This window comes from Ramlibacter alkalitolerans (genome assembly GCF_016722765.1).
GTDB lineage: Bacteria > Pseudomonadota > Gammaproteobacteria > Burkholderiales > Burkholderiaceae_C > Ramlibacter > Ramlibacter alkalitolerans.
In genome coordinates this window covers 69,710-85,927 of the sequence record NZ_JAEQND010000011.1, presented here as the reverse complement: position 1 = coordinate 85,927, position 16,218 = coordinate 69,710, and the positions used below count along the sequence as shown (strand labels likewise).

The following is a 16,218-nucleotide window of genomic DNA, read 5'->3' as shown; positions in this document are numbered from 1 at the left end:
TGGGCGCCCTAGGGTTAACCCTATTGACCCGGGTCAAGTGGAGGAGGGAGCCGGCGTCAGTGCGGAAACATCCAGAGCAGCGCCGTCGTCATCGCCAGGTAGCGCAGGAACTTGCCCACCAGCATGTAGCCGGTGCAGGGCCAGAACGGCATGCGCAGCCAGCCCGCCACGGCGCACAGCGGGTCGCCCACCACGGGCAGCCAGGCGAGCAGGCAGGCGCGCGGGCCGAGCCGCTCCAGGAAGTCGAGCGCCTTCATGTGGTGGCGCGACTTGCTGTACTTGTCGACGACGTGGTGGGCTTCGTAGCCCATCCACCAATCGAGCATGCCGCCCAGCGTGTTGCCGGCGGTCGCCACCAGGATGGCGCTCCAGAACAGGTCGGGATTGAGTTTCAGCAGCCCGAACAGCGCGGGCTCCGAGCCGATCGGCAGCAGCGTGGCCGAGACGAAGGCCGCGGCGAACAGCGTGCTCAGTCCGAATTCCGGCAGGGCCAGCAGTGCCAGCAAGGAGTTCAGCCACGTTTGCATGCGCGCGGATGCTAACCGAGTCAAGCTCTTCGCACCTGTAGTCCGGTACGCAATGCGATTTCAGCGCCTGAAATGGCGCGGACCTACAATCGTGCCTCTTTTTTCGGCAGCACCCATCCCCATGCGCATCGGCAAGCACACCCTGGCGAACAACGTGTTCGTGGCGCCGATGGCAGGCGTGACGGACCGGCCGTTCCGCCAGTTGTGCCGCGCGTTCGGCGCCGGGCACGCGGTGAGCGAAATGGTGACTTCGCGCAAGGATCTGTGGAATAGCCTGAAGACCTCGCGCCGCGCGGACCACCAGGGCGAGCCCGGCCCGATCGCGGTGCAGATCGCCGGCACGGACGCGCAGATGATGGCCGAGGCCGCCGTCTACAACGTCGAGCGCGGCGCGCAGATCATCGACATCAACATGGGTTGCCCGGCCAAGAAGGTCTGCAACAAGTGGGCCGGGTCGGCGCTGATGCAGGACGAGCCGCTGGCGCTGGCCATCGCCGAGGCCGTGGTGCGCGCGTGCGAGCCGCTGGGCGTGCCGGTCACGCTCAAGATGCGCACCGGCTGGTCGCACGAACACCGCAATGCGGTGCGGCTCGCGCGCGCCTTCGAGGGCTGCGGCGTGCAGATGCTCACGGTGCACGGCCGCACCCGCGAGCAGGGCTACAAGGGGCAAGCCGAATACGAGACCGTCGCCGCCGTGAAGGCCGCCGTGCGCGTGCCCGTGGTCGCCAACGGCGACATCACGTCGCCCGGGCGGGCGCGCTCGGTGCTTGCCGCAACGGGCGCCGACGCCATCATGATCGGCCGCGCCGCCCAGGGGCGGCCGTGGATCTTCCGCGAGGTGCTGCACTTCCTGGCCACCGGCACGCAGCTCGCGCCGCCACTGGTGGCGGAGGTGCAGCGGGCCCTGCTCGCGCACCTGCAGGACCACTATGCGCTGTACGGCGAAGCCACGGGCGTGCGCAGCGCGCGCAAGCACATCGGGTGGTACGTGCGCGCCCTCCCCGAGGGCGAGGCGTTCCGCGCCCGGATGAACGAAATGGAAGACAGCGCCAGCCAGCTGGCGGCGGTGCAGTCCTTCTTCGACGCGCTCGGCGCGCGGATGGACCGGCTGCCGCCCGCATCGGACGAGGTGACCGAGGCCCTGGCGGAAAGCGGCGCATGAGATTGCCGCAGGGGGTGCGCACGCGGGTGCGCGCCACGGAGAAGAAAGAATGAGCAAGAAACAGATCGAGGACTGCGTGCGCGCCAGCCTGGAGGGCTACTTCCGGGACCTGCGCGGCACCGAGCCCGGTGGGATGTACGAGATGCTGCTGAAGGTGGTGGAGAAGCCGCTGCTGGAGGTGGTCATGGCAAAGGCCGAGAACAACCAGTCGCGCGCAGCGGAATGGCTGGGGCTGAACCGCAACACGCTGCGCAAGAAGCTGATCGAACACAAGCTATTAAAGTAAACGACCTTGCGGGACTGGCCAGAAGCGGCCAGGGCCGCGCTGCACTGTCCCCAACATGAATGCCCTCATCTCCGTCTCCGACAAGACCGGCATCGCCGAACTGGCGCGTGCCCTGCACGAACTCGGCGTGCGCCTGATCTCCACCGGCGGCACCGCCAGGCTGCTGGCCGACCAGGGCCTGCCCGTCACCGAGGTGGCCGAGGTCACCGGCTTTCCGGAGATGCTCGATGGCCGCGTGAAGACGCTGCACCCGAAGATCCACGGCGGCCTGCTGGCCCGCCGCGACCACCCGGACCACATGGCGGCCCTGCACCGGCATGCGATCGGCACGATCGACCTGCTGGTCGTCAACCTCTATCCCTTCGAGAACACGGTGGCGCGCCCCGGCTGCACGCTGGAGGAGGCGATCGAGAACATCGACATCGGCGGACCGGCGATGGTGCGCAGCGGCGCCAAGAACTGGAAGGACGTGGCGGTGCTCACCGACGCATCGCAGTACGCGCCGGTCGTGGCCGAACTCAAGGCCTCCGGCCAGCTCTCGCAGAAGACGAAGTTCGCGCTGGCGGTGGCGGCGTTCAACCGCATCAGCAACTACGACGCGGCGATCAGCGACTACCTCTCCGCCCTGCAGGAGGACGGTTCGCGCTCGCCGTTCCCGGCCCAGGCCAACGGCCGCTTCGTCAAGCTGCAGGACCTGCGCTACGGCGAGAACCCGCACCAGCAGGCTGCCTTCTACCGCGACCTGCATCCGGCCCCCGGTTCGCTGGCGTCGGCCCAGCAGCTGCAGGGCAAGGAGCTCTCGTACAACAACATCGCCGACGCCGATGCCGCGTGGGAATGCGTCAAGGGCTTCGACACGCCGGCCTGCGTGATCGTCAAGCACGCCAACCCCTGCGGCGTCGCCGTCGGCAAGGACCCGCTCGAGGCCTATTCGAAGGCGTTCCAGACCGATCCGACCTCGGCCTTCGGCGGCATCATCGCCTTCAACCGGCCGCTCGATGGCGCCGGCGCGCAGGCCGTGAGCAAGCAGTTCGTCGAGGTGCTGATGGCGCCCGACTTCGCGCCCGAGGCGCTGCAGGTGTTCGCCGGCAAGGCCAACGTGCGGCTGCTGAAGATCGCGCTCCCGCCGGGCGGCGAGCGGCCGTGGGACCAGGGGCAGAACCTGATGGACATCAAGCGCGTCGGTTCCGGCCTGCTGATGCAGACCGCCGACAACCACGTGCTTTCGCTGAGCGACCTGAAGTGCGTCACCAAGAAGACGCCGACCAGCGACGAACTCGAGGACCTGCTGTTCGCCTGGAAGGTGGCCAAGTTCGTGAAGTCGAACGCGATCGTGTTCTGCAAGGGCGGCATGACGATGGGCGTGGGCGCGGGGCAGATGAGCCGGCTCGATTCCGCGCGCATCGCCAGCATCAAGGCGCAGCACGCCAAGCTGTCGCTGCAGGGCACGGCCGTGGCCAGCGACGCCTTCTTCCCGTTCCGCGACGGCCTCGACGTGGTGGTGGACGCCGGCGCAACCTGCGTGATCCAGCCGGGCGGCTCGATGCGCGATCAGGAAGTGATAGACGCCGCGAACGAGCGCGGCGTGGCGATGGTGTTCAGCGGGGTGCGGCACTTCCGGCATTGAGCGGCGCGGGGTTCGTAGGCTGGCGGTGAGCCTTGCGAACCCCAGCGATGCGCGAGCGCAGCGGAGCGCTGGAGGAACACGGACTCCCGAACGCAGAAGCCGCGAAAGTTACGCAAAAGCCGCAAAAGGGACTTCCTTCAATGGATTCCTTCTGCGGCTTTTGCGTAGCTTCTGCGGCTTCTGCGTTCCGGCTGTTGAGGGTGGCCCGTCCCGGCCACCCTTGCGGGATCAGGCCAAACTGCGGAACACGTCCCTCGCCGCCTGCACGGTCGCTGCGATGTCTTCCTCGCTGTGGGCGGCGCTCACGAAGCCCGCTTCGTACAGGGCCGGGGCGATGTAGACGCCGCGATCGAGCAGGCCGTGGAACAGGCGGCCGAAGCGCGGGGCGTCGCTCTGCATCACGCTCGGATAGTTCTGCGGCAACTCCGGCAGCAGGAAGAAGCCGAACATGCCGCCTTCGCAGTCGGCCGCGAACGGCACGCCCGTTTCCGCTGCCGCGGCCTTCAGGCCATCGACCAGGGAGCGGGTCTTCTGCGCCAGGGCCGGGAAGAAGCCGGGATCGGCGATCTCCTTGAGCGTCGCCAGGCCGCAGGCCGTGGCCACCGGGTTGCCGGAGAGCGTGCCGGCCTGGTACACCGGCCCGAGCGGCGCCAGCCGCTCCATGATTGCGCGCGGGCCGCCGAAGGCCGCCAGCGGCATGCCGCCGCCGATCACCTTGCCCATCACCGTCAGGTCCGGCTTGAAGCCGGGCAGCGCCTTCGCGTACACGCTCTGCGCGCCGCCCAGCGCCACGCGGAAGCCGGTCATCACCTCGTCGAGGACCAGCAGCGCGCCGTGTTGCGTGCACAGCTCGCGGCAACGCTGCATGAAGGGCACGCTGGCGCGCACGAAGTTCATGTTGCCCGCAATCGGCTCGATGACGATGCAGGCGATCTCCTGGCCGTGGGTGGCGAAGGCCTCCTCGATCTGCTGCAGGTTGTTGTACTCCAGCACCATCGTGTGCTGCACCACTTCCGGCGGCACGCCGGCGCTGGTCGGGTGGCCGAAGGTGGCCAGGCCCGAGCCGGCCTTGACCAGCAGGGCATCGGCGTGGCCGTGGTAGCAGCCCTCGAACTTCACGATGCGGCTGCGGCCGGTGGCGCCGCGCGCCAGCCGGATCGCGCTCATCGCCGCTTCGGTGCCGGAGCTCACCAGGCGCACCATCTCCACCGAAGGCACGTGCCGCGCGATTTCCTCGGCCAGCTCGATCTCGCGTTCGGTCGGGGCGCCGTAGGAAAAGCCTTCCTGCACGGCGCGCTGCACGGCCTCGAGCACGCGCGGGTGGCCGTGGCCCAGGATCATCGGGCCCCAGGAACCGATGTAGTCGATGTACTTCGTGCCGTTGGCGTCCCAGAAGTACGCGCCCTGCGCGCGCTGCACGAAGCGCGGCGTGCCCCCCACGGCGCGGAAGGCGCGCACCGGCGAATTGACGCCGCCCGGGATCAGCGCACGCGCGCGCTCGAACAGTTGCTGGTTGCGGTCAGTGCTTGGTGTCATGGGCGGGCAGGTCGAAGGCGGTGGGAGTGTCGGTGTCGTCGTCGTCGGCGTCGTCGGCCTCGGGCTGGGCCCAGAACAGGCGATCGGGAACGACGTGGCCCATGCCGGGACGGAAGCCGCCGTCGAGGCAGCGGTCCAGGTAGGCGAGGGCCTCGGTGGCGGCCGCGGCGAGGTCGGAGCCGCCGGCGATGAGGGCGGACAGCGCCGCCGCCAGCGTGTCGCCGGCGCCGGAGAACACGGCGTCGAAGCGCTCGAACTTCTCGCTCGCCAGCACCGCCTGCGGCGTCGCCAGCACGTTGTCGACGAACTGGTCCGGCAGCGGCACGCCGGTCACCAGCGTGTAGGGCACGCCCATCTCGGAGGCCGCCTTGGCGAGGTCGCGCGCGGTCGGACTGCGCTCGCTGCTCCATTCCGGCAACAGCCAGCGCCACAGGGTGCTGTGGTTTCCGACCAACACGGTTGTCTGAGGAAGCATCAATTCGCGAAAAGCGTCTTCGTACAGGTCGGCCGGGCCTTCGTCCCACCAGGACAACGCCGGCATGTACGAAATCACCGGTACGTCGGGATAGTCGGCGGCGATTTCGGCGATGGTGCTCAGGGTCTCGGGCGAGCCCGCGAAACCGACCTTGATCACCTGCACCGGCACGTCCTCGAGGATGGTGCGGGCCTGCTCCGCGACGGCGTCCTCGTCGAAGGCGAAGTGGTCGAAGATCTCGCCCGTATCGCGCACGTACGCACCGCACACGATGGGCAGGGGATGGGCACCGACCGAAGCGATGGCCGTGACGTCCGCCGCGAGGCCGCCGGCACCGCTCGGATCGCTGGCGTTGAACACCATCACGCAGGCCGGTCCGGACTCCTCGGCTTCGGGCTCGGAAGGCCGTGTTTCTATGGGTGTGGAATTAGTCATGGCCCGGGGGAATTTCACTGCCGAAAGCCCGACCGCGATTAGTCAACTGGCCTAGCTAGAATCGTTGCATTCTATTCGAACCCCCTATAAGCTGTGACTGATAGCAAAACGTGGATGTGTCTGATTTGCGGCTGGATCTACGACGAGGCCGCCGGTGCTCCTGAACATGGCATCGCCGCGGGCACACCGTGGGCCCAGGTGCCCATGAACTGGACCTGCCCCGAGTGCGGGGCACGCAAGGAAGATTTCGAAATGGTCCAGATCTGAAAGATCGGGCCGCGCGGCGGGGACTCGGAGATGCCGCGAGCAAGAGCAGTAGGAAATGAGGAGCAGCGTCAATTGAGCACCACGGGACTGAAGGTGCTGGTGATCGATGACAGCAATACGATCCGGCGCAGCGCGGAGATCTTCCTGAAGCAGGGCGGCCACGAAGTGATGCTGGCCGAGGACGGGTTCGACGCGCTGGCCAAGGTCAATGATTACCAGCCCAACCTGATCTTCTGCGACATCCTGATGCCGCGCCTCGACGGCTATCAGACCTGCGCCATCATCAAGCGCAACGCCAGGTTCGCCAACACACCGGTCGTCATGCTGTCCTCCAAGGACGGCGTGTTCGACAAGGCGCGTGGCCGCATGGTGGGTTCGCAGGATTACCTGACCAAGCCATTCACGAAAGACCAGCTGCTGCAGACCGTGCAGCAGTTCGGCCAGCCGAAGTAAGAACAAAGGAGAGATGACCCATGGCCATCCGCAAAGTGCTCGTTGTGGACGATTCGAAGACGGAACTGATGTTCATGACCGACCTGCTGCAGAAGAACGGCTTCTCGGTCCGGACCGCTGAAAACGCCGACGACGCGTTCCGCCGCCTCGGCGAGGACAAGCCCGACCTGATCCTGATGGACGTCGTGATGCCCGGCCAGAACGGCTTCCAGCTCACCCGCGCCATCACGCGCGATCCGCTGTACGCGGACGTGCCGATCATCATGTGCACGAGCAAGAACCAGGAAACCGACCGGGTGTGGGGCATGCGCCAGGGCGCGCGCGACTACATCACCAAACCGGTGGACGCCGCCGAACTCATGGCCAAGATCAAGGCCCTGGGTTGAAGCGGCCGCCAAGCAGTACTTCCTGATCCCATGGCCAACCGCGAAGCCCTCCGCGAGCTGCAAAGCCGGCTCGCCAGCCGGCTGCAGGCTGCCCGTTCCGAGGGTGCCCAGGCCGGCTGGCTCGCGGTGGAAGCCGCGGGCCGCAAGTACCTGTTCCCGCTGAGCCAGGCGGGCGAGATCTTCCCCTTCGCCCCGCCGCAGACGGTGCCGTACACGCACCCCTGGTTCCTCGGCGTGGCCAACCTGCGGGGCGGCCTGTACGGCGTGGTGGACCTGGCGAGTTTCGTCAGCGGCCAGCCGCCGGCGCAGCGCTCCGACCAGGCCCGGGCCGAGTCGCGCCTGATCGCGCTGAACTCGCTGCTCGAGATCAATTGCGCACTCCTGATCGACCGGCTCGCCGGCCTGCGCAACACCGACGCCTTCACTGCCTCGAGCGAAGCCCCGGCCGGATCTCCCGGCTATTTCGGCAGCGGCTACACCGATGCCAGCGGCGCCTTCTGGCAGGAACTGAACCTCCAGGCGCTTTCGCAGCAACCCCAATTCCTGAGCATCAGCGCTTAGTGTCCCCTTGTCGAAGGCAGCATCCATGTCCGCTTTTTCCCTGAAGAACCTCTTCGCCCGGAAGCAGTCCGAGGAGGCCGACCCGTCGGTCACGCAGGAACTGAGCCTGGCGATGCCCGACGCGTCCACGGCCAGCATCGAGGCCGGCAGCACCGTCCATGCCGATGCCGACAGCATCGACGATTCGATCGTCGATGAAGTCGATGAAGCGGAACTGGTTTCCGTCCCGCTGCTGGGCCGCCGCAGCACCACCGCGCACCAGCGCTTCCTGTTCGGCGCGCTGGCCGTCTCGCTGTTCGCGCTCGGCTCCATCGCCTTCATGGCCGTGCGCGAGTCGGACCGCGTCGCCCAGCAGGTGGCCGGCATGGGCCAGTCGCTGATGCAGTCGCAGCGCCTGGCCAAGTCGGTGTCGCAGGCGCTGATCGGCAGCCCCCAGGCCTTCCCCGACGTGAAGGAGTCCTCCGAAGTGCTGGCGCAGACGGTGCGCGGCCTCAAGGACGGCAACGAGGACCTGCGCCTGGTGGCCGTGTCCTCCGACCTGCAGCCGGACATCCAGAAGATCATGCCGCTGATGGAGCGGGCGGAGAAGAACGCCAAGACCGTCATGGGCCAGCAGAAGATCCTGACCCAGGTCGGCGCCGCGCTGCGCACCATCAACCGCCAGTCCTCGGACCTGCTGGAAATCGCCGAGACGGTCTCCTCGCTCAAGCTGCAGCAGGGTGCCCCCGCCGCCGAAATCTCCGCCGCCGGCCAGCTGGTGATGCTGACGCAGCGGATCGGCAAGTCGGCCAACGAATTCCTGACCATGGAAGGCGTGTCGCCGGAAGCCGTGTTCCTGCTGGGCAAGGACCTGAACTCGTTCAAGGAAATCGCGCAGGGCATGCTGGAAGGCAGCCCCGAGCTGCGCCTGGCCGCCGCCCGCGACGAACAGACCAAGGAACGCTTGAAGGCCCTGCTGGACCTGTACGAGCAGACCCGCACGCAGGCCGGCGCCATCCTGGGCAACCTGCAGGGCCTGGTCTCGGCCCGCGAAGCGCAGGCCTCGATCGTCCAGGACAGCGAACCGCTGCGCAAGAACCTGCAGGAACTGCAGGACAAGCTGTCGGCCCAGACCGGCCTGAACTTCTACGCCCTGCTGTCGCTGGTGATCGCCGCCGCGCTGGCCATCGCCTGCTCGGTCGGCCTCGCCTACGTGCAGCTGCTCGATAGCCGCCGCCGCCAGGAACGCGCCGAAACGCAGCGCCAGGAAGCCGAGCGCCAGGAGCAGGAAGCCAAGCGCGTCAACGACGCCAACCAGGCCGCCATTCTTCGCCTGATGAACGAACTGCAGTCGGTCGCCGAGGGCGACCTGACGCAGGAAGCGACCGTGACGGAAGACATCACCGGCGCCATCGCCGACTCGGTGAACTACACGGTGGAAGAGCTGCGCCAGCTGGTGGGCGCCGTGCAGAACACGGCCACGCGGGTGGCGCAGACGACGGCGCAGGTGGAATCGACTTCCACCGAGCTGCTGGCCGCTTCGACCGAGCAGCTGCGCGAGATCCGCGAAACCGGCCAGTCGGTGCTCGACATGGCCATGCGCATCAACTCGGTGTCCGGCCAGGCGCAGGAATCGGCCCAGGTGGCGCGCCAGTCGCTGAAGGCTGCCGAGACCGGCCTGCAGGCCGTGCAGAACGCCATCGGCGGCATGAACGCGATCCGCGACCAGATCCAGGAAACCTCCAAGCGGATCAAGCGCCTGGGCGAGTCCTCGCAGGAGATCGGCGAAATCACCGAACTGATTTCCGACATTACCGAGCAGACGAACGTGCTGGCCCTGAACGCCGCCATCCAGGCCGCCTCGGCCGGTGAAGCGGGTCGCGGCTTCTCGGTGGTGGCGGAAGAAGTGCAGCGGCTGGCCGAACGCTCGGCGGACGCGACGCGCCAGATCTCGGCGCTGGTGAAGGCGATTCAGACCGACACGCAGGACGCCGTGGCCGCCATGGAGCGCTCCACGCAGGGTGTGGTGGAAGGGGCCAAGCTGTCCGACAACGCCGGTACGGCCCTGACCGAGATCGACCAGGTGTCGCGCCGCCTTGCCGACCTGATCGAACAGATTTCGCAATCCGCGTCCCGCGAAGCCGAATCGGCGAACGTGGTGGCCGGCAACATCCAGCACATCTTCGCGGTGACCGAGCAGACCGGCGAAGGCACGCGCTCCACGGCGCAGCAGGTGCGTGAACTGACCCGGATGGCGGAAGAACTTCGCCAGTCGGTGTCGCGATTCAAGATCGCATGACGGAATGACATCGTCGCTGCGCGACGGAGGATGACGAAATGATCCGGCAATCCGGCGTTCGTCATTGAAGCGCAGCGAAGTCACCAGCGAAGCGAGTCATTCAATGCAAGCAGCACAAGAGATCGATCTGGCGAACAACGACCTGGGCCCCCTGGCCTGGGTGCTGGACGAACTGCGCAAGTCCCTCGAATCCGCCTCGTCCGCGCTGCGGCGCTTCGTGCGCGACGCCGCGCAGGCGCGCGGCCAGGATCTGTCGTCGATCGACAGTGGCCAACTGCGCATCGCGCGCCAGCACATGCACCAGGCCGTCGGGGCGCTGGAGATGGTGGGCATGGCCGCCCCTGCGCACATGCTGCGCAGCATGGAGGCGGCGGCGCAGAAGTTCATCGAACGCCCGGAGCTGTGCACCGAAGCGGCCGCGGCCAAGGTGGAGCGCGCGGGCTTCGCCCTCGCTGAATACCTGGAAGCGCTGCTGGGCGGAAAGGACGTGTCGCCCGTGTCCCTGTTCGTCCAGTACAAGGACGTGCAGGACCTCACCGGCGCCGATCGGGTGCATCCCGCCGACCTGTGGGGCATGGACTGGCGCTGGAACGACTTCCCGGCGCCCGCCGCTGCCCACGCGCTGGCCTACGAGCCCGCCGTGCGCGCGCGCATGGACCAGGGCGTGCTCAAGATCGTCAAGGCGGCCGATCCGGCCGCCGGCCGCGAGCTCACCGAGGTGAGCCTGGGCCTGTCGGCGTCGCAGAATGCGCGCCAGCCCAAGGTGTTCTGGAAGGCGGCCGCCGGCTACTTCGAAGCCATCGCCTTGGGCCTGCTGCCCGCCGACGTGTACGTCAAGCGCGCCGCCTCGCGCGTGCTGCTGCAGTACGCCTCGCTCGCCAAGGGCGAGCACGGCGTGTCCGAGCGCCTGGCGCAGGATCTCGTGTTCTTCTGCGCCCAGGCCGTGCCTGCGCGTGCCACCGACGCGCCGGCGCTCGCCGCGGTGCGCCACGGCTTTGGCCTGGCCAATGCGAAGCCGGTGGACTATGCCACCAGCCCCTTCGGCCGCTTCGATCCCATGCTGCTGGCGCAACTGCGCAAGCGCATCGCGACGGCCAAGGAAACGTGGTCCGGACTGGCCGGCGGTGACGCGCACAAGCTCAAGGGCGTGCGCGACCAGTTCCTGCACCTCGGCGAGACGCTGGGCAAGCTCTATCCGGCCAGCGAGCCGCTCGCCAAGGCGATGAGCGCCGCGGTCGAGACGGTGGCCACCACCGCCCGTGCGCCCAGCGCCGAACTGGCGATGGAAGTCGCCACCGCCATCCTCTACCTGGAAGCTGCCTTCCAGGACCTGGACCCCAACGACCAGCAACTCGCCGATCGCACCGCGCGCCTGGCCGACCGCCTGAAGAAGGTCGTGCAGGGCGGTGCGCCCGAACCGCTGGAGCACTGGGTCGAGGATCTCTATCGCCGCGTGAGCGACAAGCAGACCATGGGCAGCGTGGTCGGCGAACTGCGCGGCACCCTGGGCGAGCTGGAAAAGCTGCTCGACCAGTTCTTCCGCAACACCGCCGACAAGACGCCCCTGGGCGATGCCCCGGGCTTTCTTGCGCAGATGCGCGGCGTGCTGTCGGTGCTGGGCCTGGACCAGGCTTCGCAGGCCGTGCTGCGCATGCGCGACACGGTCGAGAACATCATCGTCACCGAGGTCGACGATGAACTGGCGCGCGGCGCCGGCACCTTCGAGAAGCTGGGGAACAACCTCGGCGCGCTCGGTTTCCTGATCGACATGCTGAACTACCAGCCCTCGCTGGCGAAGAAGCTGTTCGTGTGGGACGACGAGCGCGGCGAACTGCGGCCGCTGATGGGTCGCGAGCCCGATGCGGTGCCGTCTGCCATGCTCACCGCGCATGCGGCGGCGCCCGTGCCGGCCCCTGCCGCCGTGCCCGTCGCGCCGCCGGTCGTGCACGCCGCACCGGCCCCGGCCGCCGTGCCGGTTGCCGTCGTCGAAGAAGACGAAGGCGACGCCGAACTGCGCGAGATCTTCCTCGAGGAAGCGCGCGAAGTCATCGGCAACGGCCTGGCGGCGATCGCCGCGCTGGCGGAGGATCCGCGCAACCTGGCCGACATGACCACCCTGCGGCGTGCCTTCCACACGCTCAAGGGCAGCTCGCGCATGGTCAAGCTGAACGAGTTCGGCGAGGCGGCGTGGTCGCTGGAGCAGGTGCTCAACACCTGGCTGGCCGACCAGAAGCCGGCAAGCGAGGAACTGCGCCAGCTCGCCACCGACGCGCTGCAAGGCTTCGGCCGCTGGATCGAGGCGATCGCCACGCGGACCGACGCTGCGTGGAAGGCCGTGGCCTTCCACACCGCCGCCGACGCGATGCGCACCCACAACGCACTGCAGCCCATCGCGCTGCCGCAGCCGGGCCTGGAGCAGGCTGCGGCCGCCGTCGAGGAAGTGCTGCGCGCCGAGCCGATGCTCGACGTGCCCGCGGCGATCGAGCCGCCTGCTGCACCCGTGCCGGCGTTTGCCGACCTGGGCTTCACGCTGGACCTGGATCCGCCCGCCGAGGCAGTGGCGCCGGCCGAACCGGCCATGCCCGAACTTGGCACCGCGGAGTCGGCCTTCGATTTCGACTTCACCGCGCTGGACAAGGTCGACGCCGAGGCCGTGCCCGGGTCGGCCGAGGTCACGGTGCAGGAGCTGAGCGCCGACGAACTGCCGCCGGAATTCGCCGCCCTCGGTGCCACGATGATCCTGCCGCGCGAGCAGGCGAGCCAGCCGCAACCGGAGCCGACGATCGAGGAGCTGCCGGAACTGGCGGCGACGGCCATCCTGCCGAAGCTGGAACTGGACCTCGCGCCCGCGGCGCAGGAGCTGTCGCTGGAGATCGAAGGCATCGACTTCTCCAGCCTGTCGGCCGTGTCGGGCCCGGCGCCGGAAGGCGCCGCGCCCGAGGCCGAAGCGGTGGTGGCCGAGGACTTCGTGTTCGAACTCGCGGCTGAACCCGAGGCGCCGGCGCTGCTGGAGGCGCAGGCGGAAGCGGAAGTCCAGGCGGAAGCGGAACCGGAAATCCAGGCGGAAGCCGAACCCGAAGCCGAAGTCGCGGCGGAAGCCGAACCCGAAGTCCTCGAAGCTGAAGTCCTCGCACCCGAACTCCTCGAGCCCGAAGTCCTGGCCGAAGCCGAACTCGAAGCGCAAGCCGAGTCCGAGCCCACCTCCGCCAAGCTCGACGAGCAGACGAAGGTGATCGGCGACCTGCGCATCGGCATCCCGCTCTACAACGTCTACCTGAACGAGGCGGACGAGTGGTCGCGCCGGCTCGTCACCGAGATCAGCGAGTGGACGCTGCAGATGTCGGAGCGCGTGCCCGATTCCACCGTGGGCTGGGCCCATGCGCTGGCCGGCAGCTCCGCCACCGTGGGTTTCCAGGCGCTGTCCGACATCGCCCGCGCGCTCGAAGGCGCCCTGCAGCACACGCAGTCGCTGGCCGACGGCACGCCGCAGCACGCCCGCACCTTCACCGAAGCCGCCGAGGAAGTGCGCCGGCTGCTGCACCAGTTCGCCGCCGGCTTCCTGAAGAAGCCCGAAGCGCGCCTGCTGCAGGAGCTGCACGCGCTCAAGGAATTCGAAGGCGAGATCCGCTGCGAAGAGCAGGAAAGCTGCTTCGACGAGGACGATTCCGGCTTCGCGACCTCCGTCCCGGCCGAGGAGCCGGTGGCCGCCGCCGCGCCGGTGCGCGCGCCCATCGCGATCACCCTGCCGCCGGCCGCCGCGCTCGCGCCGCTGCTCAAGGCCCACGGCGACGAAGAACTCGACGTCGTCGATGCGATCGATCCGGACCTGTTCCCGATCTTCGAGGAAGAAGGCGCGGAGCTGATGCCCAAGCTGGCCAGCGGACTGCGCGCCTGGGCCGCCCACCCGGGGCAGCGCGAGCCGCGCGACCAGGTGCTGCGCGCGCTGCACACCCTCAAGGGCAGCGCCCGCCTGGCCGGCGCGCTGCAGCTCGGCGAACTGGCGCACCGCATGGAGTCCGAGGTGGAGTTCCTCGGGCACGAGAACATCGCCGCCGTCGACATCGAGGCGCTGCTGCAGCGCTTCGACACGATGCAGGCCCGCTTCGACACGCTGCGTGCCACCGGCGGCTTCGCCCCGGCGGAACCGCAGGCGGTGGAGGAGGCTGCATCGTTCGCGGTGGTCGAGGAGCCCGCCAGCGAGCCGGATGCGTCCAGCGTGGCGGAACAAGCCGCGTCGCCGATCGGGCCGGAGTCCATCGAGGCGAGCGAGCCCGCCGCTGCGCAGCCCGCTGCCCCGGTGGCGCGGATGCCGATCGCGGGGCCGGTGCAGACCGCCCTCACGCCTTCGCGCCAGGCCTCCAACCAGGCCGTGCGGGTGCGCGCCCAGCTGCTGGACCGGCTGGTGAACCAGGCCGGCGAGGTGATGATCACGCGCTCGCGCCTCGAGTCCGAGCTGCGCCAGCTGCGCGGCTCGCTCGGCGACCTCACGGGCAACCTGGACCGCCTGCGCGCGCAGCTGCGCGAGATCGAAGTGCAGGCCGAGTCGCAGATGCAGTCGCGCATGGCGCAGGCCAAGGACACGGCCAGCGGCTTCGACCCGCTGGAGTTCGACCGCTTCACCCGCGTGCAGGAACTGACGCGCCTGATGGCCGAATCGGTGAACGACGTGGCGACGGTGCAGCGCAACATCCAGCGCGTGGTGGAGGCGACCGAGGACGACCTGATCGCCCAGGCCCGCCAGACGCGCGAGCTGCAGCGCGACCTGCTGCGCACGCGCATGGTGGAATTCGACGGCATCTCCGAGCGCCTGTACCGCGTGGTGCGGCTGGCCGCCAAGGAGACCGGCAAGCAGGTCAAGCTGGACGTGATCGGCGCCTCGATCGAGATGGACCGCGGCGTGCTGGACCGCATGACGCCTGCCTTCGAACACCTGCTGCGCAACTGCGTCGCCCACGGCATCGAAGCGCCGGAGCAGCGCAGCGCGCAGGGCAAGGAAGCCAGCGGCAACATCGTGGTGCACGTGCGCCAGGAAGGCAACGACGTCTCGGTGGAATTCCGGGACGACGGCGCCGGCCTCGACCTGCCGCGCATCCGCGACAAGGCGCTGCAGCAGGGCCTGGTCACGGCCGACCAGCAGATCAGCACCGAGGAAGCCGCCAACCTGATCTTCCTGCCCGGCTTCTCGACGGCGGCGCAGGTGACGGAACTCTCCGGCCGCGGCGTCGGCATGGACGTGGTGCGCAACGAAGTCAACGCGCTCGGCGGCCGCATCGAGACCACCACGGAAGCCGGCCGCGGCACCACCTTCAAGCTGGTGCTGCCCCTGACCACCGCGGTGACGCAGGTGGTGATGGTGCGCTCCGGCAAGCTGTCGATCGGCGTGCCGGCCCACCTGGTGGAACTGGTGCGCCGCGCCAGCATCGACGACGTGCAGAAGGCCTATGCCACCGGCACCTTCGAGTTCGGCGGCGAGCAGCTGCCCTTCTTCTGGTCCGGGGCGCTGCTGCAATCCTCGCCGCGCAGCACCGAGCCGCAAGGCAAGACGCTGCCGGTCGTGATCTTCCGCTCGGCCGCCCAGCGCGTGGCCGTGCACCTCGACGAAGTGCTGGGCAACCAGGAAGTCGTGGTCAAGAACCTCGGCCCGCAGCTGTCGCGGCTGCCCGGCCTGGCCGGCATGACCGTGCTGGCCTCAGGTGCCGTGGTGCTGATCTACAACCCGGTGGCGCTGGTGCAGGTGTACGGCGAACTGGCCCGGCAGATGGGCGCCGAGCGCGCCGAAGCCGCCAAGGCGCAGCGCGACGGCCAGCCGGTCAAGCCGGCGACCGTGGCCGCCGCGCCGACGGTGCCGCTGGTGCTGGTGGTGGACGACTCGATCACGGTGCGCCGCGTGACGCAGCGCCTGCTGGCGCGCGAAGGCTACCGCGTCGCGCTGGCGGCCGACGGCCTGCAGGCGCTGGAGCGGCTGGCCGAGGAACTGCCGGCGGTGGTGCTGTCCGACATCGAGATGCCGCGCATGGACGGCTTCGACCTGGCCCGCAACATCCGCGCCGACGAGCGCCTGCGGCACCTGCCGATCGTGATGATCACGTCGCGCATCGCCGAGAAGCACCGCGAGCACGCCAAGGAACTCGGCGTGAACCACTACCTGGGCAAGCCGTACTCGGAAGAGGAGCTGCTCGGCCTGGTCAGGCAGTACTCGCGCGCGGCGGTGACGGCGTAAGCACG

At 68.7% G+C, this 16,218-nt stretch carries 12 protein-coding genes; 9 read left to right on the top strand and 3 right to left on the bottom strand.

Annotated features, from left to right (window positions below):
* Positions 1-56: 56 nt before the first annotated feature.
* Positions 57-527 (bottom strand): YqaA family protein, encoded by a 471-nt coding sequence (locus JI746_RS19540; RefSeq protein ID WP_201691949.1) that lies wholly within the window; start codon positions 525-527, stop codon positions 57-59.
* Between the two features lie 121 nt (positions 528-648).
* Between JI746_RS19540 and dusB the strand changes: the two genes are divergently transcribed.
* From dusB to purH, 3 genes are read left to right on the top strand one after another with little or no spacing between them, the layout of a single operon-like run.
* The gene (dusB, locus tag JI746_RS19535; protein ID WP_201691948.1) at positions 649-1,689 is read left to right on the top strand and encodes a tRNA dihydrouridine synthase DusB; all 1,041 of its coding nucleotides are present in this window, start codon (positions 649-651) and stop codon (positions 1,687-1,689) included.
* A 49-nt stretch (positions 1,690-1,738) separates the two neighbouring features.
* Positions 1,739-1,975, top strand: coding sequence for a Fis family transcriptional regulator (locus JI746_RS19530; protein ID WP_201691947.1), 237 nt, complete (start codon positions 1,739-1,741; stop codon positions 1,973-1,975).
* A gap of 55 nt (positions 1,976-2,030) precedes the next feature.
* On the top strand, positions 2,031-3,602 hold the full coding sequence (gene purH / locus JI746_RS19525) for a bifunctional phosphoribosylaminoimidazolecarboxamide formyltransferase/IMP cyclohydrolase (protein ID WP_201691946.1): 1,572 nt from the start codon (positions 2,031-2,033) through the stop codon (positions 3,600-3,602).
* 228 nt (positions 3,603-3,830) lie between these two features.
* Here purH and hemL read toward each other — a convergent pair whose 3' ends face one another.
* Together hemL and thiD are read right to left on the bottom strand one after the other, a co-directional pair.
* Positions 3,831-5,138 (bottom strand): glutamate-1-semialdehyde 2,1-aminomutase, encoded by a 1,308-nt coding sequence (gene hemL / locus JI746_RS19520; protein ID WP_201691945.1) that lies wholly within the window; start codon positions 5,136-5,138, stop codon positions 3,831-3,833.
* The gene (thiD, locus tag JI746_RS19515; RefSeq protein WP_201691944.1) at positions 5,122-6,048 is read right to left on the bottom strand and encodes a bifunctional hydroxymethylpyrimidine kinase/phosphomethylpyrimidine kinase; all 927 of its coding nucleotides are present in this window, start codon (positions 6,046-6,048) and stop codon (positions 5,122-5,124) included. The genes hemL and thiD overlap by 17 nt, the downstream gene beginning before the upstream one ends.
* Positions 6,049-6,141: 93 nt before the next feature.
* On the opposite strand from thiD, the gene JI746_RS19510 reads away from it, so the two are divergent.
* The 6 genes from JI746_RS19510 (at position 6,142) to JI746_RS19485 (ending at position 16,213) form a co-directional block, all read left to right on the top strand.
* Positions 6,142-6,315 (top strand): rubredoxin, encoded by a 174-nt coding sequence (locus JI746_RS19510; protein WP_201691943.1) that lies wholly within the window; start codon positions 6,142-6,144, stop codon positions 6,313-6,315.
* A 30-nt stretch (positions 6,316-6,345) separates the two neighbouring features.
* Positions 6,346-6,768 carry a response regulator gene (locus JI746_RS19505; RefSeq protein WP_201691942.1) on the top strand — a complete coding sequence of 141 codons (423 nt, stop codon included), beginning with the start codon at positions 6,346-6,348 and terminating at the stop codon, positions 6,766-6,768.
* 20 nt (positions 6,769-6,788) lie between these two features.
* Complete coding sequence (locus JI746_RS19500; RefSeq protein ID WP_201691941.1) at positions 6,789-7,154, top strand: response regulator transcription factor; 366 nt, start codon at positions 6,789-6,791, stop codon at positions 7,152-7,154.
* A gap of 30 nt (positions 7,155-7,184) precedes the next feature.
* Positions 7,185-7,715 carry a chemotaxis protein CheW gene (locus tag JI746_RS19495; protein WP_201691940.1) on the top strand — a complete coding sequence of 177 codons (531 nt, stop codon included), beginning with the start codon at positions 7,185-7,187 and terminating at the stop codon, positions 7,713-7,715.
* 25 nt (positions 7,716-7,740) lie between these two features.
* Complete coding sequence (locus tag JI746_RS19490) at positions 7,741-9,993, top strand: methyl-accepting chemotaxis protein (RefSeq protein ID WP_201691939.1); 2,253 nt, start codon at positions 7,741-7,743, stop codon at positions 9,991-9,993.
* A 103-nt stretch (positions 9,994-10,096) separates the two neighbouring features.
* On the top strand, positions 10,097-16,213 hold the full coding sequence (locus JI746_RS19485) for a hybrid sensor histidine kinase/response regulator (RefSeq protein ID WP_201691938.1): 6,117 nt from the start codon (positions 10,097-10,099) through the stop codon (positions 16,211-16,213).
* Positions 16,214-16,218: the final 5 nt, after the last annotated feature.

Bases quoted from the DNA above. Each gene is read 5' to 3' on its own strand.
- JI746_RS19530 (WP_201691947.1), top strand. From the start codon at position 1,739: ATGAGCAAGAAACAGATCGAGGACTGCGTGCGCGCCAGCCTGGAGGGC.
- JI746_RS19490 (WP_201691939.1), top strand. From the start codon at position 7,741: ATGTCCGCTTTTTCCCTGAAGAACCTCTTCGCCCGGAAGCAGTCCGAG.
- purH (WP_201691946.1), top strand. From the start codon at position 2,031: ATGAATGCCCTCATCTCCGTCTCCGACAAGACCGGCATCGCCGAACTG.
- JI746_RS19495 (WP_201691940.1), top strand. From the start codon at position 7,185: ATGGCCAACCGCGAAGCCCTCCGCGAGCTGCAAAGCCGGCTCGCCAGC.
- JI746_RS19500 (WP_201691941.1), top strand. From the start codon at position 6,789: ATGGCCATCCGCAAAGTGCTCGTTGTGGACGATTCGAAGACGGAACTG.
- dusB (WP_201691948.1), top strand. From the start codon at position 649: ATGCGCATCGGCAAGCACACCCTGGCGAACAACGTGTTCGTGGCGCCG.
- hemL (WP_201691945.1), bottom strand. From the start codon at position 5,138: ATGACACCAAGCACTGACCGCAACCAGCAACTGTTCGAGCGCGCGCGT.
- JI746_RS19540 (WP_201691949.1), bottom strand. From the start codon at position 527: ATGCAAACGTGGCTGAACTCCTTGCTGGCACTGCTGGCCCTGCCGGAA.
- thiD (WP_201691944.1), bottom strand. From the start codon at position 6,048: ATGACTAATTCCACACCCATAGAAACACGGCCTTCCGAGCCCGAAGCC.
- JI746_RS19505 (WP_201691942.1), top strand. From the start codon at position 6,346: ATGCCGCGAGCAAGAGCAGTAGGAAATGAGGAGCAGCGTCAATTGAGC.
- JI746_RS19485 (WP_201691938.1), top strand. From the start codon at position 10,097: ATGCAAGCAGCACAAGAGATCGATCTGGCGAACAACGACCTGGGCCCC.